General features: G+C 49.4%; 24 protein-coding genes and 1 pseudogene. 12 read left to right on the top strand and 13 right to left on the bottom strand.

Translation table 11 applies throughout. The annotated features are described in order from the left end of the window. Positions 1–330 precede the first annotated feature (330 nt). Positions 331–999 carry a Type 1 glutamine amidotransferase-like domain-containing protein gene (locus tag C8J48_RS01830; RefSeq protein ID WP_107727536.1) on the top strand — a complete coding sequence of 223 codons (669 nt, stop codon included), beginning with the start codon at positions 331–333 and terminating at the stop codon, positions 997–999. A gap of 159 nt (positions 1,000–1,158) precedes the next feature. Here the strand turns inward: C8J48_RS01830 and C8J48_RS19305 are convergent, their stop codons facing one another. After that, a complete protein-coding gene (locus tag C8J48_RS19305; protein WP_107724679.1) occupies positions 1,159–1,272 on the bottom strand; it encodes a helix-turn-helix domain-containing protein in 114 nt (37 codons plus the stop codon). A 367-nt stretch (positions 1,273–1,639) separates the two neighbouring features. Here C8J48_RS19305 and C8J48_RS01840 point away from each other — a divergent pair, with 367 nt between their 5' ends. Both C8J48_RS01840 and C8J48_RS01845 read left to right on the top strand, forming a co-directional pair. Then, a complete protein-coding gene (locus tag C8J48_RS01840; protein ID WP_146160433.1) occupies positions 1,640–1,828 on the top strand; it encodes a hypothetical protein in 189 nt (62 codons plus the stop codon). A gap of 64 nt (positions 1,829–1,892) precedes the next feature. Further along, positions 1,893–3,986: pseudogene (locus C8J48_RS01845) on the top strand (thioredoxin domain-containing protein). Between the two features lie 451 nt (positions 3,987–4,437). Here the strand turns inward: C8J48_RS01845 and C8J48_RS01850 are convergent. Together C8J48_RS01850 and C8J48_RS01855 are read right to left on the bottom strand one after the other, a co-directional pair. Then, entirely contained in the window at positions 4,438–4,968 is a 531-nt protein-coding gene (locus C8J48_RS01850) for an SRPBCC domain-containing protein (protein WP_170105067.1), read from the bottom strand. Between the two features lie 124 nt (positions 4,969–5,092). Beyond that, the gene (locus tag C8J48_RS01855; RefSeq protein WP_107724681.1) at positions 5,093–5,428 is read right to left on the bottom strand and encodes an ArsR/SmtB family transcription factor; all 336 of its coding nucleotides are present in this window, start codon (positions 5,426–5,428) and stop codon (positions 5,093–5,095) included. A gap of 492 nt (positions 5,429–5,920) precedes the next feature. Between C8J48_RS01855 and C8J48_RS01865 the strand changes: the two genes are divergently transcribed. Beyond that, complete coding sequence (locus tag C8J48_RS01865) at positions 5,921–7,276, top strand: M20/M25/M40 family metallo-hydrolase (protein WP_107724682.1); 1,356 nt, start codon at positions 5,921–5,923, stop codon at positions 7,274–7,276. Between the two features lie 201 nt (positions 7,277–7,477). Here C8J48_RS01865 and C8J48_RS01870 read toward each other — a convergent pair whose 3' ends face one another. The 5 genes from C8J48_RS01870 to C8J48_RS01890 all read right to left on the bottom strand — a co-directional run bounded on the left by C8J48_RS01870 (position 7,478) and on the right by C8J48_RS01890 (position 12,163). Next, on the bottom strand, positions 7,478–8,713 hold the full coding sequence (locus C8J48_RS01870) for an ABC transporter permease subunit (RefSeq protein WP_107724683.1): 1,236 nt from the start codon (positions 8,711–8,713) through the stop codon (positions 7,478–7,480). Continuing rightward, a complete protein-coding gene (locus C8J48_RS01875) occupies positions 8,706–9,656 on the bottom strand; it encodes an ABC transporter ATP-binding protein (RefSeq protein ID WP_107724684.1) in 951 nt (316 codons plus the stop codon). Before C8J48_RS01875 ends, C8J48_RS01870 begins: the two co-directional genes overlap by 8 nt. A gap of 186 nt (positions 9,657–9,842) precedes the next feature. Then, complete coding sequence (locus tag C8J48_RS01880; protein ID WP_107724685.1) at positions 9,843–10,874, bottom strand: ABC transporter permease; 1,032 nt, start codon at positions 10,872–10,874, stop codon at positions 9,843–9,845. After that, positions 10,852–11,769, bottom strand: coding sequence for an ABC transporter ATP-binding protein (locus C8J48_RS01885; RefSeq protein ID WP_170105069.1), 918 nt, complete (start codon positions 11,767–11,769; stop codon positions 10,852–10,854). The genes C8J48_RS01880 and C8J48_RS01885 overlap by 23 nt, the downstream gene beginning before the upstream one ends. Continuing rightward, a complete protein-coding gene (locus C8J48_RS01890) occupies positions 11,762–12,163 on the bottom strand; it encodes a GntR family transcriptional regulator (RefSeq protein ID WP_107724687.1) in 402 nt (133 codons plus the stop codon). Before C8J48_RS01890 ends, C8J48_RS01885 begins: the two co-directional genes overlap by 8 nt. A 207-nt stretch (positions 12,164–12,370) precedes the next feature. Between C8J48_RS01890 and C8J48_RS01895 the strand changes: the two genes are divergently transcribed. Next, positions 12,371–13,876 carry a carboxypeptidase M32 gene (locus C8J48_RS01895; RefSeq protein ID WP_107724688.1) on the top strand — a complete coding sequence of 502 codons (1,506 nt, stop codon included), beginning with the start codon at positions 12,371–12,373 and terminating at the stop codon, positions 13,874–13,876. 102 nt (positions 13,877–13,978) lie between these two features. Beyond that, a complete protein-coding gene (locus C8J48_RS01900) occupies positions 13,979–14,428 on the top strand; it encodes an SACOL1771 family peroxiredoxin (RefSeq protein ID WP_107724689.1) in 450 nt (149 codons plus the stop codon). 211 nt (positions 14,429–14,639) lie between these two features. On the opposite strand, the gene C8J48_RS01905 is transcribed toward C8J48_RS01900, so the two are convergent. The 3 genes from C8J48_RS01905 to C8J48_RS01915 form a co-directional block, all read right to left on the bottom strand. Further along, a complete protein-coding gene (locus tag C8J48_RS01905) occupies positions 14,640–14,852 on the bottom strand; it encodes a YhzD family protein (RefSeq protein WP_170105071.1) in 213 nt (70 codons plus the stop codon). A gap of 234 nt (positions 14,853–15,086) precedes the next feature. After that, positions 15,087–15,470 carry a DUF4064 domain-containing protein gene (locus C8J48_RS01910; protein ID WP_170105073.1) on the bottom strand — a complete coding sequence of 128 codons (384 nt, stop codon included), beginning with the start codon at positions 15,468–15,470 and terminating at the stop codon, positions 15,087–15,089. Positions 15,471–15,573: 103 nt separating this feature from the next. Continuing rightward, positions 15,574–16,326, bottom strand: coding sequence for a mechanosensitive ion channel family protein (locus tag C8J48_RS01915; protein ID WP_107727539.1), 753 nt, complete (start codon positions 16,324–16,326; stop codon positions 15,574–15,576). A gap of 437 nt (positions 16,327–16,763) precedes the next feature. On the opposite strand from C8J48_RS01915, the gene abc-f reads away from it, so the two are divergent. The 3 genes from abc-f (at position 16,764) to C8J48_RS01930 (ending at position 21,060) form a co-directional block, all read left to right on the top strand. Next, positions 16,764–18,599, top strand: a complete 1,836-nt coding sequence (abc-f, locus tag C8J48_RS01920; protein ID WP_107724692.1) for a ribosomal protection-like ABC-F family protein — start codon at positions 16,764–16,766, stop codon at positions 18,597–18,599. Positions 18,600–18,908: 309 nt separating this feature from the next. Further along, positions 18,909–20,291 (top strand): aldehyde dehydrogenase, encoded by a 1,383-nt coding sequence (locus tag C8J48_RS01925; protein WP_107724693.1) that lies wholly within the window; start codon positions 18,909–18,911, stop codon positions 20,289–20,291. A 145-nt stretch (positions 20,292–20,436) separates the two neighbouring features. After that, the gene (locus tag C8J48_RS01930; protein WP_107724694.1) at positions 20,437–21,060 is read left to right on the top strand and encodes a poly-gamma-glutamate hydrolase family protein; all 624 of its coding nucleotides are present in this window, start codon (positions 20,437–20,439) and stop codon (positions 21,058–21,060) included. Positions 21,061–21,363: 303 nt separating this feature from the next. Here the strand turns inward: C8J48_RS01930 and C8J48_RS01940 are convergent, their stop codons facing one another. After that, on the bottom strand, positions 21,364–22,257 hold the full coding sequence (locus tag C8J48_RS01940; RefSeq protein WP_107724696.1) for a DUF1002 domain-containing protein: 894 nt from the start codon (positions 22,255–22,257) through the stop codon (positions 21,364–21,366). A gap of 236 nt (positions 22,258–22,493) precedes the next feature. On the opposite strand from C8J48_RS01940, the gene msrA reads away from it, so the two are divergent. After that, the gene (msrA, locus tag C8J48_RS01945) at positions 22,494–22,964 is read left to right on the top strand and encodes a peptide-methionine (S)-S-oxide reductase MsrA (protein WP_107724697.1); all 471 of its coding nucleotides are present in this window, start codon (positions 22,494–22,496) and stop codon (positions 22,962–22,964) included. Positions 22,965–23,543: 579 nt separating this feature from the next. On the opposite strand, the gene C8J48_RS01950 is transcribed toward msrA, so the two are convergent. After that, entirely contained in the window at positions 23,544–24,755 is a 1,212-nt protein-coding gene (locus C8J48_RS01950; RefSeq protein ID WP_245891165.1) for a YeeE/YedE family protein, read from the bottom strand. 284 nt (positions 24,756–25,039) lie between these two features. On the opposite strand from C8J48_RS01950, the gene C8J48_RS01955 reads away from it, so the two are divergent. Then, positions 25,040–25,363 (top strand): ArsR/SmtB family transcription factor, encoded by a 324-nt coding sequence (locus C8J48_RS01955; RefSeq protein WP_107724698.1) that lies wholly within the window; start codon positions 25,040–25,042, stop codon positions 25,361–25,363. 205 nt (positions 25,364–25,568) lie between these two features. Continuing rightward, the gene (trxB, locus tag C8J48_RS01960) at positions 25,569–26,522 is read left to right on the top strand and encodes a thioredoxin-disulfide reductase (protein WP_107724699.1); all 954 of its coding nucleotides are present in this window, start codon (positions 25,569–25,571) and stop codon (positions 26,520–26,522) included. The last annotated feature ends 171 nt before the right edge of the window (positions 26,523–26,693 follow it).

The following is a 26,693-nucleotide window of genomic DNA, read 5'->3' on the forward strand; positions in this document are numbered from 1 at the left end:
TTTTCGCGTTCCCCGCTCTCAAAAAGGCTCCGCTACCTTGGAGTATGTGATGTTGATTGCGGCTGTGGCTTTGCTGGTTGGTATCATCCGAAACCGCAATCCGCCAAAATACATCTTTCCGTCATTTACACACAAACTTCTTGAGATTCATATGGAGGAAACATGATAAAATGAATGGAAGATATTTAACCATTGAAGAAGGGATTTCTTTGCCCGACCTTTCAGGATATGGAAGTTAGTGAACCAAAAAACTGAACTTCGGGCCCTAAGGATGAAAAACATATGTCGCATAATTACCTGGGAGATTCCAAGACCGCTGAGACGTTTGGAATGAAACTTCTGCTAACTTCCGGGGGCATCATTAACTCGACTATCCACAACGCGCTGGTTGACATGCTGGGCAAGCCGATCGCCGACTCTAACGCTCTGTGCATCCCTACCGCGATGTACGGACACCCTTGGGTCGGTCCCGGCGTCAAAGCCTGGCAGTTCATCAGCGGGAATTCTAAGAATCCCATGGTCGACCTGGGCTGGAAGTCTGTTGGCGTTCTAGAGCTCACAGCGCTGCCAAGCATTGACGAAGACCGTTGGTTGCCTCTTGTCCGGGAGACTGACGTCCTGCTAGTGGCGGGAGGCGACGCCCTCTACCTGTACCACTGGATGAGGCAATCTGGTCTGGCAGACCTCTTGCCATCACTGGATGCAGTCTATGTGGGAATGAGCGCTGGGAGCATGGTGATGGCCCCTAATATCGGTGAAGAATTCGTAGGCTGGCGTCCGCCCACAGGGGGAGATAAAATACTGGACCTGGTGGATTTTGCGATGTTTCCTCACCTAGACCACGAGATGTTACCGGATAACACCTTGGCCAATGCAGAAAAGTGGGCCGCCGGCATCTCAGTGCCGGGGTACGCGATTGACGATCAGACGGCCATCAAAGTGACCGATGGGGCCGTTGAAGTTGTTTCCGAGGGTCAATGGAAGCTGTTCACCCCTTAACACCGAGATGGTCAGCCCATTAGCTCTTGATTTTTGGTTGCAATGAAAAAAGCCTGATTTATTCACTTAAAATTAAGAATTTAGGATCTAATATTGAATTTTCCTTAACGATGAGCAACGGGGACATTTAGTGCCTGAGACAAGAGATATATAGTGTGCTTAGTTGGGCTTGGTTTGACCGTTCTCCAGCTTACTTAAAGCAGTAGGGCTGATTCCAATTCGGTTGGACAATTCTTGGATAAGCAATCCCTTTGCAAGCCGAGCTTCTTGGATGCGGGTAGCCGGTGAAACGGATTGATTGTCTGTTTTACGCGGCTATTTGGTACCAACTGAGTCAGTGTCCGGCGCTAACCACGTGGAAGCCCCCCGGACGGTTCATGGGATTAAGGTAGCAATTTCCCGAAATCCGTATCGGGTGATTTTAGATGTGGAACCGAATGAAAAATGAGAAGAAGCGTGCGGAATAAAGATGGAAAAAAGCGGCGCGATGCCTCCTTTAAAATAGGAATAATAATAAGGAAAGGTTTTTAGGAAGAAGGCATTCGACTCATTTTGTCGGATGCCTTTTTTCGGTTAGTCCACCAATTGCGTTGAGCTTATTTTTGTGAGGATGATCCACCAATCATGGGGGGGATGTTTGGTGATTTTTAAGCAAACAACGGAGCCTTTCAAGATCGAGAAGATCGAATGGGAAAGCGGAAAACGGTACATTTACGGTCAAGATTCCGGATTTAAGGTTGTTTCTGTTGCAAACAAACCGTCCCAGGAAGCGATCCGAAATGCATCTGACTTCTTGTATGCAAAAGTAAGTGAATTAGTGGTGAGTTAATCTGGTTTTTGGTTACACTGTATTATGTTAAGATATACCAACAACCTAAAAAGGGGGTGGTCCAATGAATGAGCCGAATCGACTGATCAAAGAAAAGTCGCCCTATCTGCTCCAACATGCCTATAATCCGGTGGATTGGCATCCATGGGGAGATGCGGCTTTTGAGAAAGCAAGAAAGGAAGAGAAGCCGGTCTTCCTGTCGATCGGCTATTCGTAGCCCCTTAGGGGCTGTGATTAACCATCGACTTGTCATTGGTGTCATGTGATGGAACGGGAATCTTTTGAGGATGATGAAGTGGCGGAGCTGCTCAACCGAGAATACATATCGATCAAGGTGGACCGGGAGGAACGGCCGGATGTGGACCATCTCTATATGGCGGTGTGTCAAGCGTTGACGGGGCATGGGGGCTGGCCCTTGACGGTGATCTTGACACCGGAGCAGAAGCCGTTTTTTGCTGGGACCTATTTTCCGAAAGTGAGTCGGTATGGGCAGAGCGGCTTGATGGATGTACTGGAACGGATTGCGCAAGCCTGGACAAGCGAACGGGAGAAAGTGGAGACTACCGGCGAGCAAATTGCCCGCGCCTTACAGACGCAGATAAAAGAAACGGAAGGCGGGGAACTGACGCCCGAGATCATTAAAGAGGGGTATCAGCAGTTTGTCTCTTCCTTCGATGATCAGTATGGTGGTTTTGGCTCTGCACCTAAGTTTCCCCGTCCTCATGATCTGTTATTTTTGTTGCGGTATTGGCGGGAACAAAAAGAGGAAAAAGCGCTACACATGGTGGAGAAGACCCTGGACTCCATGCGGCATGGGGGGATGTTTGACCATATCGGCTTTGGCTTTGCCCGTTATTCCGTTGATGAAAAGTGGTTGGTTCCCCATTTTGAAAAAATGCTGTACGACAATGCCTTATTGGCCCTAGCGTATTTAGAAGCGTTCCAGGCGACGCAAAAAGAGGAATACGCCCAGGTGGCGCGGGAGATTTTTAGCTATGTATTGCGAGATATGACATCGCCGGAGGGTGGATTTTATTCGGCGGAGGATGCGGACTCCGAAGGAGTGGAAGGGAAGTTTTATGTTTGGACTCCCACCGAAGTAAAAGAAGTCCTGGGCGAAGAAAAAGGGAAGCGCTTCTGCCAGTGTTTTGACATCACACCATCGGGCAATTTTGAAGGGAATAGTATCCCCAACCAGATCGCGGTTTCGTTATCTGCTGTCGCTACCCGCTATGGCATGGTAGAAGAAGCATTGCGGGAGGAGCTGGAAGAATCGCGTAAGCGTTTGTTTGCCGCTCGCGAGAAACGGGTGCATCCTTATAAAGACGATAAAATTCTCACATCCTGGAACGGCCTGATGATCGCGGCACTGGCTCGCGGGGCGCGGGTTTTGCAGGATGAGTCTTATCGGCAGGCAGCGGAAAAGGCAGTCCAGTTTATTTTGGCGTCATTGCGTCGAGAGGACGGGCGGCTGTTGGCCCGGTACCGGGATGGCGAAGCGGCGGTTTTAGCCTATGTGGATGATTATGCTAACTTCGTGTGGGGACTGCTGGAAATGTATGATGCTACCTTTTCACCGTCCTATCTGGACCACGCCTTGACATTGTCACAAGCAATGTTAACGCTGTTTAGCGATGAGGAAGAAGGGGGACTCTTCTTTTACGGCAACGATGCGGAACAGTTGCTGGCGCGGCATAAGGAAGCTTATGACGGAGCGATGCCTTCCGGCAACGCTGTCGCTGCTTACAATCTGATGCGAATTGCCCATATCACCGGTTCACCGGAGTGGATGGAGCAGGCGGATCGACAGCTGAAATCCTTTGCTGGAACCATCCGCCGTGCACCACTAGCCTTCTCCTTTTTCCTGATTGCGGTACAGATGGCGATGGGAACGACGCGGGAGATCGTTATCGCTGGTTCTGACGGGGATGAGAAGACGGAAGCGATGCTGCATGAGGTGCAAACCGCTTATCTTCCGGAAGCGGTCTTGATCTATCGATCGAAAGAAACGGCTGATGTGATCGCCCGTTTGGCTCCTTTTACGGTGGAGCAGACGGCGGTGAACGGCAAAGCGACCGCCTACATCTGCGAAAACTTTGCTTGTCGCCAACCGGTAACGTCGTTGGCAGAGTTGCAAGAGGTTATGAGTTTTGATTGACACACGAGGAGTCTGTTTCAAGGCTGCTGATAAAGCTCAGCAGCCTTTTTATATCGACTAAAGAATGAGAATATGTGGCCTAGCGATGGTTTGTCGGGCGGTCTTTGATGAAGGTTGTGTGAAGAGAGGGACCAACATTGCGTGGGAGAGTGCAAAAGAACAGTTAAAGAAGAACCGTTAAAGTCAATAAGGGAAAAAGTTTTGTCGACGTGAAAGAACTTCTGGGCTTAGATAGGTATGACTGAGGGAACTTGGAAAAGTGGTGGTGTAAGGTCTCCTGACTGCGTGTGTCAAACATAAAGAAAAGGACTCTGCTTCCCACAAAGCAGTTCACCTCAAAACGGATCACGATCTTACGAAGTTGTAGTTGCAACAAAGCCCTGTCGCTTTTAGGCACAGGGCTTTATCATCAAACTCAAATCCGCCAACGTGTTTTTTTTCAGCAACTATCTCACTTGGCTTGAAGCTCTTCCAACAGGGCGGCTAGTTTGTCCCAAGTTTGGGTCACACCTTCAAGCATTCCCATATCCAGCACCGACTTCAACGCTTCGGTCGACGCGTATTGGGCACGGCTGATTAACGTTGTCTTCCCTTCTTGCTCGATGAATGTTAACGTGACTTGTGTCGTGGGGAAATCCTCCACAATATTGCCTTCCGCATCGGAGAACGAATCGATAAAGACGATCCGTTCCGGCTCCTCGATTTCCTGATAGACGACTTTTCCCCAAGACTCTTGCCCATAATATTCCTGATTTTCATCCATACACTTCATGCAGAAATGCCACACGCCGCCCGGACGAAAGTCGATGTTGCACACCGGCATCGACCAGCCCATCGGTGACCACCAGCGCTTCAGGTGCTCTTCCTGAGAGAAGGTTTGAAATACAAGAGAGCGGGGAGCGTTAAAGATACGCTCCAGAACGAGCGTTGTTCCTTCGTCTTCCATACGATGGTTTATTGGGGATGAAATGTGGTTTGTCATAGTTTTTCCTCCTATGCCATCTTGGCTTTAAATTGTGGTTTTACAAGAAACGTTTACAGCCGTTCTCTCCCATCGATTCAACTCAGTGAACACAGGCGATCCAGCGTCTGTTTTGGCAGGATTACTACTTATCTTCACGGCACACCTCCTTTTCTTGCAGTTCCTGCAAATAATCGTCCAAGCGGTCGAGTTTTTCGTCCCAGAGGCGGCGGAAAGAGTCCAGCCAAGTGTCCAGCTCTTGGAATGCCTGATGCCGCAATTTGTAGATTCGCCGATTAGCGACTGCATGTACTTCGACGATTTCGGCGTCACTAAGTATACGGAGATGTTTGGAAGCTTGTGGTTGGCGGAGCCCCAGTCGTTCGGTGATTTCACCCACTGTGTGGGGACCGCTACGTAAGAGCTCAACAATTTGTAATCGGTTAGGTTCAGCGAGCGCTTTCAACGTGGCTGTCTTCACTTTCTTCCGCTTCCTCCCATCCGAATCGCATAAGCGAAACAAGGCTTTCACATTGATTTGACTTATGGTTCATCTTCAAAAAGGTTATCATCCTATACTTAGAATATAACCCGAAACGAATATTCCTGTAAAGGGATTAATAATGCCCAAAAAAGAAGAGAAAGTACCCCTTTTTAGCAAAGAAGTACTCTCTCCACTTTGAGGACAGCTTTGGCTATCCTCTTCCTGATCTTAGTTGCGATTATCTGAAGCCGATATAAAACTTATCTCCGTGTAAGATTCGATCGTATGCGTACCATGCAGCAAGCCATTGTCCGTGGGCTTCGTTGGCCTCTTTTGGAATGTAGCGGACTGAGAAGTTCCCATCGCCTTTTCCAGCACCTTCTAGTAGATTGCAAATCTCACTGCGTTGCAGGTTCTCCTCTTTTTAAAGGTTTTTATTTAAGGATATCGAAATATTAGATCATGGGAAGAAAAAAGGAGGACATTCTGATGAAAAGAAAAAAAACACTCGTCGTTAGTGCTGTCACTTCTATCGCCATTGCCAGTCTGTTAATCGGTTTCTCGGACAGCAACACCCAAGCTCAGCCAGCAAAGAAAGAAGATCCTTATGAACTCTCTCCTGAAGTCCAGCAAGCTTACCAACAGTTGAATCAGCATGAGGCTATTCAACGAGGACTTGCATTTATCAAAGACGATCATGATCAAACGATTCAAGATCAAATTACCATTACTGAAATTCCGGCTCCCCCATTTAAAGAAGAGGAACGGGCTAAATACTACATGAGTCGACTGCAAGAGCTCGGACTGGCAGATGTTCAACAGGATGAAGAAGGGAATGTCTTTGGTACGATTAAAGGAGTTGGGAATGGACCGACGCTGTATGTTTCCGCTCATCTGGACACCGTATTCCCAGAAGGAACAGATACGAAAGTGAAGGAAAAGGACGGAAAATTGTACGCTCCAGGAATCGGGGATGACGGACGTGGACTGGCCTCTCTTCTTTCGGTCGTTCGCGCATTCAAGGAATCGGGTGTACAACCCGTAGGGGACATCATCCTGGGTGGAAACGTCGGCGAAGAAGGACTGGGCGATTTACGTGGAATGAAGTACTTCTTCAGTAAGCATCCCGAAGTGGATGGTTTTATCTCCATGGATGGTCTGGGTGCCTCTGAAATTACTTATCTGGCAACGGGTAGCCATCGATATGAGATTACATACAAGGGACCGGGAGGACACAGCTTCAATAGCTTTGGTTCTCCGAGTGCCACTCATGCTATGGGGCGAGCCATTGCAGATATTGCCGATTTGAAAACGCCTTCTGATCCGAAGACCACCTTTACCGTCGGAACCGTAGAAGGAGGAACGTCGGTTAACGCTATTGCAGAGGAAGCGAAAATGCTCGTTGACATGCGTTCCAACGACGAAGAGGAACTCTTGAAGCTGGAGAAAAAAGTGTTGGCCATTGTGAAAGAAGCCGCTCAGAAGGAAAACAAGCGCTGGAATAGTGACGAGATGAAAGTCGATATCAAGCAGGTAGGGGATCGGCCAGCCGCTTCCCAGCCGAAGGACGCTACGATCATTCAGTCCGCTTGGGCATCCACCAGTTCCATTGAGCAGGAACCCAAATTAAAAGATCCCAGTAGCACCGATGCCAATTATCCGATGAGTTTGGGAATTCCTTCTCTCACTCTTGGTCAAGGTGGAAAAGGAGGAGGAGCTCATACCGTGGATGAATGGTTTGACCCCACCGATGCTTATCTTGGACCGCAACGGACGTACATGACCATTTTAGGCCTAGTCGGTGTGAAGGACGTTTTCCAGCCACTTCTTGAAAAACGGCAATGAGAAGGTGAAGGCTCATCTTCGATTGGAAGGGGAGTAGAAGCCGTTTTTGCCGGGACGTATTTTCTGAAAGTGAGTAGGGAGACTCTTCTTTTACAGTTGCTGGCGGAGTTAGAGGTTTTGGATGGAGAGTAATCACGCTGAAAACCCCTGTCTACACGACAGGGGTCATTTATTTCACAAGCTTATCTTTGAAGGCGAAAGTTATGCCTGCAAAATATCCTTCCGCTGAAAGCGGATAATCGACAGCAGCAAACCGACAATGGTCCAAGCGGCGAGAACGGCTAACCCTGCTCCCAGTGTGAAGGAGAATTCCAGATCTCGACTCATCTCTCCCGTCCAGAGCAATGCGGGGTGAAGATAGAGAGAGAAGAGCCAAAACAGCCATTTTCCACTGCTGACCATCTGGGTGATAATGTTGCCGACGATGACGATGCCGAATGCGACACCGGTGCTGACCATGGCTGATTGAAACCAAGTGGAAGTGAAAAAGGTAAGGGTAGCCACGGCCATCATTGCCAAGGCGAGCAATCCGATGCTTCCTAAGATGTATTCATATTGAGGGATGATCGATGCGTTGTCATAGTGTCCGATGGCGACGGTTTGGGGTGTACCCTCTATCATTTGTTGTTCAAAGGTGTAGGTAACACCTACCATTTGTGGTTGATCCGCTCCTTCACCGCCAAACAACAGTAACTGAATTCCAAAAAGAATCGCACAAAAAGCTAGTGTAAGTACGACTGTCGCTGAAATTGCCACCAACCATTTTCCCAGCAGGATGGTAAAGCGGGAGACTGGGCGAACCAACAACAGTTTGATCGTGCCGCTGGTTGTTTCACCGGAAACCATATCCGCCACCAAAATCACGACCAACATCGGTAAAAAGACGAGCGAAGTAAAATAGAGCAGATCGGAGGTAGAGGCAAAAGCAGACCCTTCCCAATGTTGGAGCGGACGAATATTGTTGTCCAAGTGATACTGATTGAGCATAAGCGCCTGTTGGGCATAACTGTCGGTCTCACCCGCCTCCTCCATCTCTTTAATGGAAAGCTCCAATCCTTCTTTTTGCTCTGTTAATATCTTTTTCCAATCGCCATAGACCAGCTCCTGCTCCTCTTTTAAAGCGGGTTCCATGGAGGCGATCGATTCTTTTGCCAATTCGATCTCTTGCTTGATGTTATTTTCTTCTTCCTCCGGGACACCTTTCTTCAGTTGTTCCTGTAAGTCGGCCACTCGATCCTTATCCTGTTGCAAATACCGTTCTCTCGCCTCTAAGCTATTGTATTCCAGTCCATTTTGATATTGAGACCACGAAATATAGGATAATCCGGCGAGGACAATTACGCCCAAAAGTAACGTTATCCACAAACGGCGGCGTCGCATCAGTTTCATCCATTCGTTTATATATACCCGTCCCAATTCCTGTACCCAGTTAAGCATCTTTTTCTTCTCCTTTCCCTGCGACGATTGCAGCCTCCCCTTCTTCACCGGTCATAGCCAGGAACGCTTCTTCAAGGGAACTTTTATCTTCTGCCACCCCATGGATATCTACATTGCTTTCCACCAGGAGGCGCACCATCGCGGGTACTTCTTTGTGATCGATGGTGATGAGCAGCTCATTTTTCCCTGCTTCGGTTGCTTCCTTGCCCCAGCTTTGCAAGATAGATTGGGCTAGGGGGAGCGATGAGACACACAGACGGTAGCGAGGTTCGGAATCCAACAGTTCGGTTACCGCTTTTTCGGTAAGGATTTTACCTTGGTTTAAAACAGCGACACGATCACACATCTGCTGGATTTCACTCAACATATGACTGGAAATAAAAACGGACATGCCGTCAGCAGCCAGATTACGGATCAATTGGCGAAATTCACGGATACCGGCAGGATCAAGGCCATTCGTCGGCTCATCCAGCACTAGCAAACGGGGCTGAGCCAACAATGCCTGCGCCACCCCTAAGCGCTGCCGCATCCCGAGGGAATAGCGCTTCACCAGATCATCGAGACGATCAGAGAGCCCGACGATTTCCGCTACTTCATCGATGCGTGGTTTTATTTTTTTACGAGGAATCCCGGTGAGACGAGCGTAGTGAAGAAGGTTTTGCCGTCCGCTCAAATAGGAGTAAGTCTCCGGATTCTCCACAATCGTCCCCACGGAGCGGAGCGCTTCGCGGCGCTCTTTTTGGATATCGTGGCCACAGATGTGGATCTGGCCGGCGGTCGGTTTGATTAAGCCCACAATCATGCGGATGGTGGTGGTTTTGCCGGCACCGTTGGGACCGAGAAAGCCATACACTTCACCGGGTTCCACCGTCATGGCGATATCCTGCACCAGTGTGCGGGAGCCGATTCGTTTGCTGACTCCATCGAGGGATAAAACGGTCATGTGTGATCTTCCTTTCTATAAAGGCATGATAAATTTATCGAACCAGCGGTGATGATCGAATGGGTCGGTCCGGTTTGGGCAGCGGGGCTCGTTTGCTCCTACTGACCAGTTAATAGGAACGTGCATTATAATCCCTACCCGTAGCCAACGAGGCAATCGATGTGTGAATTAGTCAGTGGTCCAGAGTTACGTTTCTTTGGCTTGAGAACTGTTTCGCCACAAGCGGTATGCGATCAAGCCGAGAACAACACCGGCCAAAAATATCGGAAAGGTTGTATGCAGGCGAGTGAAAAAAATTGGGTAGACGATCATCGCTAAAATCCCCCCTGCGATAGGGATCAAAATTGCACCCAGTTGCCAGGTGGTTCCCCATATCAATAGTTGCGGTTGTCCATTGTTTTCAAAGGGATTCCGTACAAAAATCCAACGCGATAAAAAGAAGAGAATTACTGTTACAACGAGAAAGAGCGGGGGTTTCCACCAAGGACCAGAGCTTCCTCGATACCAATGGAGGGCATGATCAAGGCTGATATTGCGCTCAATCTCCCACAGTACCTTAATCACCCAATAATTTACCTCAAAGTATGACATGGCGAATTTACGAAGCAATATGGGCCAAAAGAACAACCCAAGTGCCGCGATGCCAGCGACAATCGGATGTCCCGTCCAGGTGGCGGCAAAAAAACCGATGGCAAATGTCACCAGCAGTATCGGTGTAACAAAAGCGAACCACAACAAGCCATCCATAGAAGAATAGACCGCTGGTAACACCAACTGCATCACTAAGACAAAAAGAAGATTGAAGATCATCGCCGCTAGTACCGATCCAGCACCCAACAGAAACTTGACGGTTATGATTTGATCCCGGGTAAAAGGGGCGGCAGACAGAAAGGAGTATGTGTCAGGTGTACGCTCTTGAGCGACCAACCAGACACCAAAAAGAAGCACAGGCAGCAACAGGTCAAGGGAGGGGGAATTAAAAAGAAAAGAGTATTTGACATAGTTGCTAGGTACAATCACTTCCAACACTTCATATGACCAAGCGATACTTCGCTCGACCCCTTTCCATTCGGCGGGATAAGGATCATTGACTAAAAATTTGAGGGCGACCTCTCCAATGGGCTTCCATGTCAATATAGTCGATAGAATCAGTAACCACCACCGATTCTGACGCCACTCCTTCCACCACAAAGCTTTAGACGAGTTGACGGAAAGCATCGCCGTATCCCTCCTTCCCGGTATGGTGGATAAAGATTTCCTCCAGCGTAAGGGGGAGGCTTTCCATATACAGAGGATTGTGCTCGTTTAATTGTTTCATTGCTACCTGGATGTCGCCGTCGATGATCAAGGTGTGTACACTGCCCTGATTTTCACAATGGAGCAACTGGGACCACTCCTTCACTTCAGCAGGCAATCCCTCGGGAAAGACGGCTTGGATCTTGCGGGAGTGCGCCTTTAGCTCTTCTAAGTGACGAGACCAAAGAATTTGTCCTCGATACAGGACAGCCACATGATCGGCGATCCGCTCCAACTCTCCCAGATGGTGTGTCGCCAGCAAAACCGTAGTCTCTCCAGTGGCGACCTCCTCCAGGATTAGGCGATATACCTGCTGTTTAATGACCGCATCAAGACCGCTAGTCGGCTCATCTAACACAAGCAGCTGTGGACGGATAGAGAGTGCTAGAATTAGTGCTAGTTGCATTTTCATCCCCTTGGAGAGCGATCGGGTCCACTTTTTTAAGGGGATTTGAAATTGATCGATCAAGGTGCGACAGCGTTCCCTATCCCAACCTTCATAGGTTTTCGCGTAAAAAGCGATCAGTTCTTCCACCCGGAAAAAAGGATAAAATATCGGCTGGTCGGTTACAAATCCCACCCGTTGCCGCAGATGGGTTGTCGCTTCTGATACCGTTTCACCAAAGAGACGGGCTTCTCCGGAAGTGGGAAGGATGGACCCCATCAGCATGCGAATCAGCGTACTTTTTCCGGCACCGTTTGGTCCCAATAAGCCATAAATACTTCCTTTCTCCACTTGTAGATTGACGTGATCCACTACGGATGTCCCCTGATAAGTTTTCGTCAAATGAACCGTTTCAACTGTCCAGCTACTCATGCACCCGCCTCCTCTCTCGATACCAATCGCGTATGATCTCCTCAATAAACGAAACGAACTCCTCTTCATCCATGTCTAAATAGTGAGCTTCTACCAGGATGGGTTCCAATTTCTCCTTTAACATTGCCTTTTTATCCTCCCGGCTTCCGCGAACGGATTGAGCGGCGATAAATGTTCCCCGGCCGCGCAGTGTTTCAATGATTCCCTCTCGTTCCAGCTCCCGATACGATTTGGCGATGGTGTTGGGATTGACGCGAATCATCCCCGCCAAATCCCGCACCGAAGGCAACCGATCCCCTTCTGTTAAAATGCCTTTGGCGACGGCGGTTTTTACATTATGTATCAATTGTTGATACAGCGGTGTTTCTTGACGAGGATCAACGTCAAACCACATGGGTGTTCCCCCTTTCGCTACCGGGATCATCATGTGTATGATTTGTATTAATTGTACTATGTTAAGTAGTACAATAATCATCTAACCGTATTTCTCACCCCTTGTCAAGAAATCATGTGCCTTCATTTTTCGGTTGAAAATGGTTGGAAGGTAAGGGTACGATGAAATCATGAGTCTGTTTGTCTTTTATCTTGAGGGGGAATTGAGATGGAAGCGAAGTTGAAGGAATTAAAAAAACGATTGACAGAAGTTTATGACTTGCAGTGTGCAGCCTCATTACTATACTGGGATCAGTCTACCTACATGCCGTCGGGGGGAGCGACAGCGCGCGGTCGGCAGACGGCACTTGTCGAACAGCTGGCTCATGAAAAGCTGACTGATCCTGCGGTGGGACGTCTGCTGGAGGAGTTACAATCCTACGGGGAGAGTTTGCCCTATGATTCCGATGATGCCGCCATCTTGCGTATAGCGCGAAAAAATTATGAGCGGGCAACAAAGGTACCCTCCGATTTTATGGCAGCGATGAGCAACCATTTTGCCGATACATACCAAGTGTGGACACAGGCACGTCCCGCCAACGACTTTTCCATGGTAGAGCCGTATCTGGAGAAGACGTTGGAGTACAGCCGACGATTTGCGGATTACTTTGAATACGATCATATTGCCGATCCCTTGATCGATTATTATGCAGAGGAAGGGCTGAAGACCGAGACCATCCGTGCGCTCTTTACCGACTTGCGGGAGCAGTTGGTGCCCTTGGTCAAACAGGTAACCGAGCGGAAACCGCTGGATGATGCTTGTTTGCGGCGCCATTTTCCTGAGCAGCAACAGTGGGATTTTGGTGTGAAAGTCATTAAGCAGTTGGGCTATGATTTTCAGCGGGGACGCCAGGATAAAACTCATCATCCGTTTATGACGAAATTTTCTTTGGGTGATGTTCGCATCACCACCCGCTTCAAGGAGAATGATTTAGGTGAAGGGCTCTTTAGCACCATCCACGAAGCGGGTCATGCCATGTATGAACAGGGAATCCGCATGGAGTTGGAGGGAACGCCGCTGGCCGGTGGAACGTCTTCCGGGGTACACGAGAGCCAGTCCCGCTTGTGGGAAAATATCGTCGGCCGCAGCCGCGGATTTTGGCAGCATTTTTATCCGCAACTGCAGGAAACGTTCCCGCAGCAATTGAAAAACGTGGATCTAGACACGTTTTACCGTGCCATTAACCGGATAGAACCCTCGCTGATCCGGACCAGTGCCGATGAGTTGACCTATAATCTGCATGTGATGATTCGGTTTGATCTGGAGTTGGCTATGCTGGAAGGAAAACTGGCAATCAAGGATTTGCCGGAAGCGTGGCGCGAACGCTACAAGAGCGATTTAGGCGTTTTTGATTCGGGAGATCAGGATGGTGTGCTGCAAGATGTTCACTGGCACTTTGGACCCATCGGAGGCATGTTCCAGGGTTATACTTTGGGCAATATCTTAAGTGCACAGTATTATGAGGCTGCGCTAAAAGCTCATCCGGAGATTCCAGACCAGACCCGCCAAGGGGAGTTCTCTACTCTGCACCGTTGGTTAAGGGAAAATATCTACCAGCACGGTGCCAAATACGGCGCACTGGAATTGACGGAGCGCGCTACCGGTTCTTCGCTTACCATCGATCCTTATATGCGCTATCTAAAAACAAAATTCGGCGAGCTTTACTCCCTATAAAAAACGAATACGTCCACAAACAAGCAGCCTGATCGTCCTTTTTATCGATCAGGCTGCTTTTGATCATGATACACTGGGAAAACAAGACAAGGAGGGTTTCTGATGGCACAACACCATTTTCACTTAACCGCCCAATGGGAAGGAGGACGCAACGGCACCGGTACGATCGATGCTGGGAATCTGAAAAGTGTGATCTCCATCCCGAAGGAGATGCGGGGGCCGGGAGTGGGAACCAATCCCGATGAGATGTTGATCGGTTCAGCAGCTACATGTTATTTGATCACACTGGCGGCGATGTTGGAGCGTCAGAATATCCCGGTGCAGGAGTTGTCACTGAAAACCGAAGGAGTGGTACGGGAGGAGAGAGGGTTAAAGTTTGAGCGTATCACCCATCGTCCACAGGTGATTCTGGCCTCTTCCGCTACCGCTGATCAGCGGAAACAAACGGAAGCGGCGACAGAACGAGCAGAGCGACACTGTATGATCTCCAATGCTCTTCGCGGCAATGTGGAGTTGGCCGTAGAGGCGAATATATCGACGGTAACGGATTAAAGTGGTATGTGCTTATCAAATGGTTCCCGTATGGTGGAGGAAGTGGGATTGTAGCCACAGATTTCACGCAAGTCTTTTGGCGAAGAGATATAAGGATCATTTTTATTAACTGTATAACGGAATGTGGGCAAAAGGTCCGAGGGGCGGAATAATTGGGGAGACACGACAGCAAAAGCGGGAGAGGACGACACACCTTCTCCCGCTTTTGTCATCAGGAAGAAACGTTTTTTGCCGATTTCGCTTTATGGCTTAAAAATTCCACCAACCGCCCCGATGAATGAATGATCCGATATGGATAAGTGGAATACTCCCTTTCCTGTAATCGTTGATGCCCTTCCGCTTTAGCCCCGTTCTCGTCGCGGGCGGTAAGGGGTTGGTCCAGAAGTTTCTTTCCCTCATTGTCGTAAACGGTGAGATGATACATGGATCTTCCTCCTTCTTCCAATGTAGGGCTCATCGGTGTTCTTTGGTTATGAATACGTTTTCTTTACTTCCGTCTTCTTTCCTTCAGGATACAAAAAAATAACCCACGATTCCGGAAGCTGAACCGGAATGTGAGTTCATCATTTGCTGGATACGGTAAAGGGGGTTACCGCTGATTACAGGGTAACCAATCAGTGCTAAGTAAATTTTAATAGTTTGTTAAACTTCCATTTACTCAGGAAGAAGGATTGTCACTGGGCTTTGGTTTACGAAAACACAAGGCGCCTGAGATGATCATGAGAATGCCGGGAATTAACCACAATAGGCTGGCGAGAAGAAATCCTCCCACACCGGCGATCAATTGGATGATGCCGCTTCGAATATGATTCTTGCTGATCAAGGAGGGGATGGCAAAAATAATCGCCACGATGGATAATAACAGTAACAATCCACCGCTGATTGTGAGCCAAGTGGAGTCGACTACGGCTACTGATTCGGCTTCATCCATCATATCCATATACGCTTGCCCAAATAATCCCCCAGCAACCACAAGTAAACCGATTCCCGCTCCAAAGATGCCACCAATTAACCCTAATACAAATTCCGCTGTTCGTTTCATCCCACACTCTCCTTTGCACGGGAACAGACTACCCTTAAAAAGTGTCCCCAAATGGTTTGTATGCGTTGGAGAGGAGGGGTATGCCAACTTTGCGGATGAGACACTAGATTCCCGCTTCATCCAACGCTTTTTTTAATTCCTTGCGTAAAGTGCGTTCCACTGCCCATTGTTCCCCATTCTCCGTTTTGGCGATGATACGGATCACCCAGTTGGAATCGCTGAGGCTTTGTACACCTAACACATTGGGACCGTCTACGATTGCGGGAGTGTACTGGGCCAAGCGGTCACACGTTTTTTGCATCACTTGGATTGCTTCGTCCACATTGGTATCATACGTGATGGCGATATCAACTAATGCCTGCATATTGCCGCGGGAGTGATTGGTTAAGGCTCCGATCTCCCGGTTGGGAATATAATGAAGATCGCCGTTAAAGGCGCGTACCTTAATATAACGAAGTCCTGTTTCCTCTACAATGCCGGAGTAGTTGTTGATGGTGATATACTCCCCCACGTTTACCTGATTTTCCAGTAGAACAAAAAAACCGGTCACGATGTCGCTTACGACTCCTTGTGCACCAAAACCGACGGCCAGACCAATAATGCCGGCACTGGCGATGATACCGGTGGTATCAACCCCAAACTCCCGCAGAATGGCCACTAATGCGATAAAAAATATCGCATAACCGACTAAGCTGGATAACAAGGTTTTCAAAGTATTGATGCGCAATTCCGCTTCTTCGTGGTTACGGATCCGGTTTTCAAGCAGGCGGGCGATGATGCTCTTAACCACTGCGTAGACAATAATAGCTGCTACTGCGATCACGCCGGCGATCGCCAAGGATTTTAACCACTCCATCAAGATGTTTCTCTCCTCCCATGACCGGATTATGTCCACTATACGCTAATCGATCAAGCTGGAAAAGCGGAAAGGGTTGTCAACTTGATTCTACGATTGAAACGGAGTTTCCTGCTGCTACTCCTTTTTCCGGTGTATCTTCACAAATCGATGTGAAAAATGATATAGTATTAACAAATACAGAAGGAGGATTGCTCCCTAACCAACATGAAAAATGACCGCTAACACCTTACTGAAATCCATACCATGGTGTTCATTGCCTGTACGGGGCAAAGCGGTAGGGGCAGTCTGTCCTTTTTCGGATAAACAAACAATCGGGTGAAGGCTGAATTTCATCGGTAGCGTATACCGAGCGGAATCCAGCTGTTTTCCGACCCTTTGCTTACGCACAGGTGATACCTGTGTTTTTTATTTGTAAGAAAAAGGGGGGCGTCTCGATGTTGCTCGTAAAAGCAGAAGGACTGAAAGTGGAACGGGGCAGCCGGTTGTTGTTTGAAAATGTGGATATTGAAATTCACGCAGGGGAAAAAGTGGCCCTGATCGGCGCCAACGGTATGGGGAAAACCAGCTTGTTGCAGACGTTGACAGGGGAAGTTAACCCGGAGAGCGGATCAGTCTTTCGAGCGGTTCCCGTACAATCCTGGGGTGTGTTAAGCCAGCATCAACCATGGCCGCCAGATGTAACAGTAGAAGCGTATGTACGCTCAGGCCGACCGGAGCTGGCTCAGCTTTATCAGGAACTAACCAAGGTGGAGCAGGAGATGGCCAATGCCACAGGGGAAGCGTTAGACCCCCTCGTCGCTCATTATGGCGTCTGTCAGGAATTATATCAGCAGATGGACGGCTATGAATGGGAGGTGGAAGTGCAAAGGACGCTGAATCAACTGGGGTTAACCGGGGAAATAGCTACCGCTTCCATCGCCCAACTGAGTGGTGGGCAGAAGACACGAACCCAATTGGCCCAACTGGTGGTAAAACAGCCAACCTTTTTGCTGTTGGATGAACCGACGAACCATCTGGATGCCTCCACCTTGGAGTGGTTGGCACGATGGTTGTCGGACTGGGAGGGGGCGGTGTTGTTTGTTTCTCACGATCGATGGTTTATCGATCAGGTGGCGGATGTGACGGTGGAGTTGTCTAAAAGCGGAACGCGCGCCATCCGCGGGGGATACAGCCGCTTTGCGCAACAGCAGGAGCATGAACGCAAATCCCAGGAGGCTTTATGGCGCAAGCAGGAGCAGGAAAAGAAGAAATTGGAGGAATCGATCCGGCGATATCGGGAGTGGTTTAATCGTGCTCATACCGCGGCTGGAGAGCGCAATCCATTTATGAAGAAGAAGGCGCAAAAAAATATCACCCGCTCACAGGCAAAGGAAGAAGCGCTAAAGCGGCTGGAGAAAAAGCAGGTGGAGCGTCCTCGCGATGAACCGGTCGTCCAGGTGCGATTGGACACGGCTTCGATGGAAGGGAGGCGTTTGTTGACGGTAGAAGATGGTACCTTCGCCTATGGGAAGCAGCCGCTGCTGCAAGAAGTTAATCTCCAGGTGCAGCGTGGCGATCGGCTCGCCTTGATTGGCGCCAATGGCAGTGGTAAAACGACCCTGCTAAAGCTGCTGGCTCACCGTTTGCAGCCGCAACAGGGAACCGTGCGTCATCATCCCGAACTACGGATCGGCTACTTTGCTCAGGAGTTGGAAACCCTTGATCCAAACGAAACAATCGTGGACAGCTTATTGCGCCTTCCCGGCATGACCCAGACGGAGGCCCGCAATATTTTAGCTTCGTTTTTGTTCCGCAAAGAGAGGGTGTTTCAACGGATTGGTTCACTCAGTATGGGAGAACGCTGCCGGGTAGCTTTTGTCCGCCTCTACTTCTCTCATGCCAACCTGCTGATCCTGGATGAACCGACCAATTACCTGGATATCCCGACTCGAGAGCGAATGGAGGAAGCATTGGCTCACTATCCTGGCTCCATCATTGTCGTTTCCCATGATCGTTTCCTCCTTTCCCGTATCGCCAACCGGGTTGCCGTTTTGGAGCAAGGGCGCCTCACTTTGTTTGAGGACGGATATCAGGCATACCGGGAACAAAAAAGTGAGAAGAAAGCGATGACAAACCCCCACCAAGATCAGATCCATCGGTTAAAGCTACGGTTGATTCAATTGATGGGGATGGAGGAGCCGGAGGAAGAGGAAAAACGGAAGCAACTTTGGTCGGAGATTCAGAAGACGAGACGTGAATTGGATGGGTTGCAAAAAGAAAGTGTGGATTGATTAGGGTTGAAACGGTGATTGGACAAAAGGGAGCCAGCTACTATTCCAAGGCTGTTGACTTACTGAAAATAGAAAGAGGGAGCGATTTACGGTGTAGCGCCTACAAATGATTTTTCTGATGTACGCTGATTGGGGACGAAGGAGACGAAGCGGACAGTTCTTTATCGTTGCAAGGGAAAGAGGCGCGAAGACGAATATCGGAACCCGGGTTTAATTTGTCATCAATCTAGAAATCAATCTAGAATCTAAATTTTTATTTGATGCTAAAATGAGGAGGAGGCGATCGAAATACCTCGGGAGGGATAAAAAATGAAGGGGATACGGGAACAGAGTCGCGCGGTTTGGGAAGAACAGCAGTTGTTCTTCCAATCGGGTCGTACACGTGAAATGGATTTTCGACTACAGCAACTGGACGCTTTGCGAAATGCGATAAAAAAATATGAACCTCAGGTATTGGAAGCGTTGCGCCAGGATCTGAATAAATCGGAGATGGAGGCATATGCCACCGAGGTCGGGTATTTGCTGGAAGAGATTAAATTTACGCGAAAACATTTGCGATCGTGGGCTAAACCACAAAAGGTGAAAACAGGTAAAATCCACTTAGGTTCCAAAAGTTTGATCTACCCGGAGCCCTATGGGGTCTCCCTGATTATCGCGCCCTGGAATTATCCATTTCAACTGGCGCTCGCACCCTTGATCGGTGCCATCGCTGCCGGCAACTGTGCAGTGATTAAACCCTCGGAATTGACACCCCATACGTCAAAACTGTTGGCGGAATTGGTGGCGGATACATTTGCACCGGAGTATGTCACAGTGATGGAAGGAGAGGTGGATACCAGCACCGCTCTGTTGGAGCAACCTTTTGACTTTATCTTTTTTACCGGCAGTGTGGCTGTGGGTCGAATTGTAATGGAAGCGGCCGCTAAAAATCTGACTCCTCTCACACTGGAGTTGGGAGGGAAAAGCCCCGCGATTATATCGGAAGATGCCAACCTTACACTGGCGGCTAAGCGGATCGCCTGGGGGAAATTTCTAAACGCCGGCCAAACGTGTGTCGCTCCAGATTACCTTCTGGTTCATGAAAGTGTGAAAACGGAGTTGGTAAGCGAGATTCGGAAAACGATTACGTCCTTTTACGGTGAGGATCCCTTGCGGAATCTCGATTACGGCCGCATTGTTAACCAGAAACACTTTGAACGTCTTACTTCATTTTTACAGGAAGGCGATGTGATTGTAGGTGGCCAAACTGATCCCGCTTCGTTGCGAATTGCTCCTACGGTGCTGGATGGCGTCACTTGGGAGAACGCTGTCATGCAGGAGGAGATATTTGGCCCAATCCTTCCGGTGCTCTCCTACCGCGACCTAGCAGAAGTAGTGAAGATGGTGAACCATCATCCCAAACCCTTGGCCTTATACTATTTTTCCGAAAATCGTTCCCAACAGGATACCATCTTGGAACAGATCTCCTTTGGCGGCGGATGTATCAATGACACCTTTTTACACTTGGCCACTCCCTATCTTCCTTTTGGGGGAGTGGGAAACAGCGGGATGGGGAGCTACCATGGAAAATATAGTTTTGACTGCTTTTCCCACCACAAAAGCATACTGAAACAGACGACTCGTTTCGATGTATCGTTTCGTTATCCCAACAGCAAGAACGGCCTCAAAATTTTCCGCCGCCTCATGAACTGATTTTTTGATTGCACTCATCTATGCAGGTGAGTGTAATTTTTTTGTCGCATGCACGGTTGGAACCGAAAGGGTTGATCGAATATGCTAAAAACATGTGCCTGAACTGGGATAAGACTGATCATATTATGAAAGTAGGAGGGAGACGATGCCGGATCGGTACCGCAACTTTGACGAGTTGACCCGTCACGAGCGAGAGGGAGTCGATTTTCGGGTAGAGTCGACACTGCGCGGGGGGCGTTTTTTTGCCGTAGTCGCTATTCACGGTGGCGGGATTGAGCGCGGAACATCGGAATTGGCGACAGCCATTGCCGGAGAAGAGTGGAACGGGTATCGATTTGAAGGGATGAAGCAGCCGGGAAAAAATCGGGATCTGCATTTGACCTCTACCCGCTTTGATGAACCGCGATTGGCTCCGATTTTATCCCACAGTCGGCGGATCATCAGTATTCATGGCGCTCGTGGGGATGAACCAGTCTGTTTCATCGGCGGACGGGATCACAAGACGACGGAAGAGATCGCTCGCCAGATTAAGGGAAGCGGAGTAGCCGTGCAAAAGGCCCCTTCTACTTTAGGAGGCACCCACCGTCGTAATATCTGTAACCGCGGCAAGGAAGGGATCGGTGTGCAGCTGGAACTGACAACAGCGCTGCGCCGCTCCTTTTTTGTGGATTTTAGCCATCGGGGGAGGCGGGAAACACCGACTGCCGCTTTTGCTGCATTTACCACGGCTGTTCGGCAAGCTCTGACAAAGGTGGTCCAAGTCGATTGAGATTAAAAAAAGCTGCCGACAGATATGCAGTGAGGTTGCTGACAAACTCAGTTAATGGGAAGAGGGGAGCGATTTCCGGTGTAGCGCCCTTTGACCGACTACCCAGTGGAGTCTCTGAAGTCCCCAACCGTTTGCGGCCACACAGGCTTTTCTTTTGGCCGCTGGTTGTGGACGAAGGAGACGGAGCGGACAGCCCTACGTCCGTGCAAGGGAAAGGGCCGCGAAGACGGAAATCGGGACCCGGAACCACTTTGTCATACAAAAAAGCTGCCGACAAATCGGCAGCTTTTTGATAATCAGTGTTCAGCTGGAGAAGAGCGATTTAATGGACTCCCACAGATCAGACAGCCAAGCCAGAAACCCGTCAAAAAAGCCTTTGGCCTCTTCAGAGCTGATTAAGCTTTCCCATTCGTCTTTCAACTTGTTCAGCTGATCGCTGAAGGCACTCCAATCGATATTGAGCTGGGAAAATTTGTACATGACATTGGTGACTTCATTGATATTGGTTTCGTTTAAGTTGATGTTTAGGTCTCCGGCAACATTGATGACGATATTACGTACTTCTTCTTCGCTCTTCGGCTGTTCTTTGGCGATTTCTTCTTTCACTTGGGTCATAAACTGGGCGGCTTTATCTGGATCGCCGATCGCTTCTCCCAGTTTAGAAGTTTGAATGATCTCCTCATTGGCGACTTCCCGCTGTTCTTGACTGATTTCTTGATCTGTCGCCTCTTCAAAAGCCATCATAATTCCGGTAAGAGCGGCAGTACCCGTCACCGGCTCTGGAGAGGTTACATAGATGTCGGCATCGGTAATACCTGCGGTGACAAGGGCATTAGCGTACATTGGTTCAGTGACGCGGGTGACGTTTTTAGCGATGACTTTAATGCCGCTTCCCTCTTTGGTAAGCGTAATTTTAGCGGAGGAGTAGGCTTTGTTACTACCCGCAGCAGGTGTGCCTCCCCCTGTGTTTCCAGTCAGGTATTGGCGAATGTCCTCGATGCTCACATCGATGGTTTCTACATTGGAATCGACTTCCATCTCCTGCAGCATTGCATTACGCTGTTCTTGAGTCAGATCAGCACCCAGCGTTACAACAGTTGTGTTGGTTTCAGCGGATGCAGCCATAGGTTGGGCCAACATCCCGAAGGTGAGCGTAGCGATAAGAGCAAAAATCCCATAAATTCGTAAGCTCTTCATGTTGAAAAAACCCCCTTTTTTTACTGCCGCCAATCATAGACGAATGGACAGAGGAAGAAGTTGCAGTTGGCACTTCTTCCTCTTCTTATGTAAACGATGTCGTTTCATCATCAGTTTCTATTATATGAAAGTGAGGGAAGTGGAGCAAGAAATGTTCACTTGTATCCTGCTTGCTGACAAGGATCCGTTTGCGGTACGATAAAGGATAACATACATCAGGAAAGGAGTGGATCGTGATGGAACGAGCATCGTTTGGCGCTGGCTGTTTTTGGGGTGTAGAAGAACGCTTCCGGCAAGTGGAGGGAGTGACGGATACGGCCGTTGGCTATATGGGAGGCACCACTGAAAATCCCACTTATGAAGAAGTATGCACAGACCGGACAGGTCATGCGGAAGTGGTGGATCTCACGTTTGACCCGTCTATCGTATCGTACCGGGAATTGCTGCACATCTTTTGGGACAATCACAACCCAACTACACTGAATCGCCAGGGCCCCGATATCGGTACACAGTACCGTTCTGTCGTATTTTATCATACGGTGGAGCAAAAGGAACAGGCCGAACAGCTAAAGCAAGAGCTGGACGCATCGGGAAAATGGAAAGATCCAGTTGTAACTCAGATCGTACCTGCGACAAGTTTTTATCGGGCAGAGGAGTATCACCAACGCTATCTACAGAAGCGCGGACAATCGTCCTGCAGCATTTGAACCAACAAACCCGCTTCACCAGTGGCGAAGCGGGTTTGTTGCGTTTACAGCCTAAAACCATAAGAAGAAAAATGGGATAACCGACAGCAGGGTAAAAAACACAATTACCAACACCTGGATTAAAACGAACTTCCTGATCTTCCCTAGAAATGGAAACGTAAAAAACATTCCACTCTCTCCAATCGCGTGAAACTTCCATCGTGAAGGGACCGATCCCCCGGGAGTTGTTGGCTGAGCCGAAAATAGAACGTTTTGTCATTATCATATGTCCGCAAACAAGAGAACGCCTGGACAAAAGAAAAGCCGGGCCATGGTGGCCCGGGGAGCTGCTGACATACCCTGTTAAAGGGAAGAGGGGAGCGATTTCCGGCGTAGCGCCCTTTTGACCAACTACCTACCGGAGTCTTCGCAGTCCCCAACCGTTTGGCGGCCACATATGCTTTTCTTTTGGCCGCTGGTTGGGGATGGAGGAGACAGAGCGGACAGCTTCACATCCTTGTAAGGGAAAGAGGCGCGAAGATGGAAATCGGGACCCGTGCCCCCTTTGTCATCAATCTGGCCATGGAGACCCGGGACAGTTCAGCAGACGGAATCGTCCGGTTTGGGATTGGACAGGCCAAACCATGGACGGAAAAGTAAGCCGATATAGGTTCCGATTAAGGCCATAATCACCCATACCCATCCGTGTAGGCTGAAGGAAGCGATACCGGAGAAAAAGGCCCCAATATTGCAGCCATATGCCAAGCGGGCACCATAACCCATGATCAGACCGCCAATCAGGGAAGCGGTCACCACTTTTCCGCGTAGCTTGCGGAGAACGAAGGCACCACTGGCGGCGGATGCGAGCATCGCACCCAAAATGATGCCGAAGTTCATCACGCTGGTGGCGTCCGCTAACACGGAGGCTTCCAAGGGAGCTCCCCGCTCGCCGGACCAATAAGCCCACTGTGTCACATCGATACCAAGGTAGGAAGCGATTTTGGAACCCCAAAGGGCAAAAGCGGAGGTGATTCCCCAGGGCTGTCCCCGAACCAGCAGCGTGGCGGCGTTTAAAACGGCCAACAGGATCGCGGCGCCCCATAGCGGCCATGCTCCCCGGATGATTCGCTTCCAGCCGTCCGCACTGGGTAGAGGCTTCATCGCCGGTGGACGACGCTTCTTTGCAATCCACAACGTTAACCATGCGACGGCGGCAAAGGCGACCAATTGCACAACCAGGGCTCCACCATAGCCCAGACCGGTGTTTTCCGCGAGGGAAAACGGAGGAAGGGAAGGCGTGTGGTTGGTCCAAAAGTCCCAATGCCAAGCTCCAATGACGGAACCTGTGATAAAACCGAACAGCGTAAACAAAACCGATGAGCTTCCGCCTCCGACAGCATACAAGGTGCCGGAAGCACAACCGCCGCCCAATTGCATACCAATGCCAAACAGCAGTGCCCCTACCACCAAACTGACACCGACGGGAGAGACGGATGCCGTCGGTTCATTGCCGAAAAAGCTGAATCCGCTGGCGAGAATCGGGGCAAATAGGGTAGAAGCGACGGCCAACATTAACATATGGGACCGTAAGCCCGCCCCCTGCCCCACGGACAGCAACCGGCGAAAGGCGGAGGTAAAGCCGAAACGGGCATGGAACAGGGTATATCCCAATAAAAAGCCGATTCCATATAAGACGGTTTGTTGGGTTCCATATCCGTTCCAGATTGTAAAGGATAAAAGGATGGCAGCAACGAGAGCGAGAGTGACAATACCCGTTTGCACATTGGGCAATGTCGGCCGCTGCAGTGGCATATCAGTGGATCTGCCCACGGCGGAGGATGGCAGTGCCATTGTGATCACCTCTAATTCATATTGGATATTCCGGATTTGTTGCAACTATGGTACACCACTCTCGATGGATTGTAAATAACAAAAGGAAGAGGCTCCTGACAAACTATATTGGAAACCGGGACCCGGGTCCACTTTGTCATCAATCTCGGAAGCGTTTTGTTTTAACAGGAAGAGGGCAATGATATCGAAAGAAAGTGCCTTGACAATAATATAAGTATATGCTTATATATAATCGGGTGATGGGGATGGATTACAATCGGTTGGCGGATTTCTACAAGGCGTTAGCGGATAAGACTCGGCTGCGCATTTTAGCCCTATTAAAAGAAGAGGATCTATGTGTAGGTGAGCTTGTCTCGATTCTGGACATGACCCAGCCGGCGGTTTCCCAGCATGTGCGCAAACTGCGCCTCGCCGGTTTAGTGAAGGAACGGCGCCAAGGTCAATGGGTATATTACTCCCTTTCCGGTGAGGATTTGCCTTTTTATCCGGCTATATTGGAACACTTACCCGATGCGAGGCATGAACTGGAACAGCTGAAGCAAGAGGGCAAAAAAGGGATTTGTGACTGATAAGCTATACATGATAACCGGATTGGCCACCTTTTCATTGCAGCTTTGGTGCTCCCAGCTTAATCGAGGGAGATGTGATCGGTAAAGGTTTGTTGCTTGTAAAGTAAGACTCGGCGATCGAATGACCGAGGGGAAACTGGTGCAAGGAGTGCGAGATAATCACACAGGTCTGGATCTTAACACATAGCGAGGAGGGTTTCGTAAAATGAACAAAGTGATCATTCTTGGAACCGGTCCGGCAGGATTAACCGCCGCCATCTATTTGGCCCGGGCAAACATGAAGCCGTTGGTGGTGGAGGGACCGGAACCGGGAGGACAGCTGACTACCACCACCGATGTGGAAAATTTCCCTGGATTTCCCGACGGTATCCTTGGGCCGGAGCTAATGAATCATATGCGTAAGCAGGCAGAACGCTTTGGAGCAGAGTTTAAACGCGGGTGGGTGACTGATGTTGATCTTTCCAACCGCCCCTTTCGCATTCAGGTGGACAGCTTAGGTGAGTTACAGGCGGAATCCCTGGTCATTTCCACAGGAGCATCAGCCAAGCTCTTGGGTATCCCCGGTGAAAAAGAAAACATGGGGCAAGGGGTAAGCACCTGCGCCACCTGTGACGGCTTTTTCTACCGTGGTAAAAAGATCATTGTAGTCGGCGGGGGCGATTCAGCGATGGAAGAAGCCAACTTCCTGACCAAATTTGCCTCAGAAGTAACCGTGGTACACCGCCGTGATGAGCTTCGGGCCTCCAAGATTATGCAGGACCGTGCCAGAGAAAACGAAAAAATCAAGTGGGCATTAAACCGGGTACCGGTAGAAGTGATTACCAAGGAAGATGGCGGTGTCAAAGGATTAAAGGTGCAAAACAAAGAAACAGGAGATGAAGAGCTCCTGGAGACTGACGGTGTCTTTGTCGCTATCGGTCATAACCCCAATACCAGCTTTTTGAAGGGTCAAGTAAAAACGGATGAACTGGGCTATATCGTGGTGGAACCTGGAACCACCAAAACCAATGTGGAGGGTGTCTTCGCCTGTGGTGATGTGCAGGATCACATTTATCGCCAGGCGATCACCGCCGCTGGTACCGGCTGTATGGCGGCAATGGATTGTGAAAAGTTCCTGGAGGGAGCCGCTACCGTAGATTGGAGCCAAAGTTTGTCATAAAGAAAAAACCTCAGCAGATCCCAAAAGGATCGCTGGGGTTTTTGTCTAAAATGGTGTATTGAATTGATGGTGATGATTTTATCACCCGGCCACAAAAGTTGACCAGCTACCCCCTACGGGTAGTATTTAGTAGCAAAGGGATGCACCACCCCGCATTGAGCCAACTCCGCG

It is taken from the genome of Desmospora activa DSM 45169, from assembly GCF_003046315.1.
GTDB lineage: Bacteria > Bacillota > Bacilli > Thermoactinomycetales > DSM-45169 > Desmospora > Desmospora activa.

What these genes read in the sequence shown, in the direction of transcription:
- C8J48_RS01830 (WP_107727536.1), top strand. Translation starts at nt 331, where the DNA reads ATGAAACTTCTGCTAACTTCCGGGGGCATCATTAACTCGACTATCCAC.
- C8J48_RS01850 (WP_170105067.1), bottom strand. Translation starts at nt 4,968, where the DNA reads ATGACAAACCACATTTCATCCCCAATAAACCATCGTATGGAAGACGAA.
- C8J48_RS01865 (WP_107724682.1), top strand. Translation starts at nt 5,921, where the DNA reads ATGAAAAGAAAAAAAACACTCGTCGTTAGTGCTGTCACTTCTATCGCC.
- C8J48_RS01870 (WP_107724683.1), bottom strand. Translation starts at nt 8,713, where the DNA reads ATGCTTAACTGGGTACAGGAATTGGGACGGGTATATATAAACGAATGG.
- C8J48_RS01875 (WP_107724684.1), bottom strand. Translation starts at nt 9,656, where the DNA reads ATGACCGTTTTATCCCTCGATGGAGTCAGCAAACGAATCGGCTCCCGC.
- C8J48_RS01880 (WP_107724685.1), bottom strand. Translation starts at nt 10,874, where the DNA reads ATGCTTTCCGTCAACTCGTCTAAAGCTTTGTGGTGGAAGGAGTGGCGT.
- C8J48_RS01885 (WP_170105069.1), bottom strand. Translation starts at nt 11,769, where the DNA reads ATGAGTAGCTGGACAGTTGAAACGGTTCATTTGACGAAAACTTATCAG.
- C8J48_RS01890 (WP_107724687.1), bottom strand. Translation starts at nt 12,163, where the DNA reads ATGTGGTTTGACGTTGATCCTCGTCAAGAAACACCGCTGTATCAACAA.
- C8J48_RS01895 (WP_107724688.1), top strand. Translation starts at nt 12,371, where the DNA reads ATGGAAGCGAAGTTGAAGGAATTAAAAAAACGATTGACAGAAGTTTAT.
- C8J48_RS01900 (WP_107724689.1), top strand. Translation starts at nt 13,979, where the DNA reads ATGGCACAACACCATTTTCACTTAACCGCCCAATGGGAAGGAGGACGC.
- C8J48_RS01905 (WP_170105071.1), bottom strand. Translation starts at nt 14,852, where the DNA reads ATGTATCATCTCACCGTTTACGACAATGAGGGAAAGAAACTTCTGGAC.
- C8J48_RS01910 (WP_170105073.1), bottom strand. Translation starts at nt 15,470, where the DNA reads ATGAAACGAACAGCGGAATTTGTATTAGGGTTAATTGGTGGCATCTTT.
- C8J48_RS01915 (WP_107727539.1), bottom strand. Translation starts at nt 16,326, where the DNA reads ATGGAGTGGTTAAAATCCTTGGCGATCGCCGGCGTGATCGCAGTAGCA.
- abc-f (WP_107724692.1), top strand. Translation starts at nt 16,764, where the DNA reads ATGTTGCTCGTAAAAGCAGAAGGACTGAAAGTGGAACGGGGCAGCCGG.
- C8J48_RS01925 (WP_107724693.1), top strand. Translation starts at nt 18,909, where the DNA reads ATGAAGGGGATACGGGAACAGAGTCGCGCGGTTTGGGAAGAACAGCAG.
- C8J48_RS01930 (WP_107724694.1), top strand. Translation starts at nt 20,437, where the DNA reads ATGCCGGATCGGTACCGCAACTTTGACGAGTTGACCCGTCACGAGCGA.
- C8J48_RS01940 (WP_107724696.1), bottom strand. Translation starts at nt 22,257, where the DNA reads ATGAAGAGCTTACGAATTTATGGGATTTTTGCTCTTATCGCTACGCTC.
- msrA (WP_107724697.1), top strand. Translation starts at nt 22,494, where the DNA reads ATGGAACGAGCATCGTTTGGCGCTGGCTGTTTTTGGGGTGTAGAAGAA.
- C8J48_RS01950 (WP_245891165.1), bottom strand. Translation starts at nt 24,755, where the DNA reads ATGCCACTGCAGCGGCCGACATTGCCCAATGTGCAAACGGGTATTGTC.
- C8J48_RS01955 (WP_107724698.1), top strand. Translation starts at nt 25,040, where the DNA reads ATGGATTACAATCGGTTGGCGGATTTCTACAAGGCGTTAGCGGATAAG.
- trxB (WP_107724699.1), top strand. Translation starts at nt 25,569, where the DNA reads ATGAACAAAGTGATCATTCTTGGAACCGGTCCGGCAGGATTAACCGCC.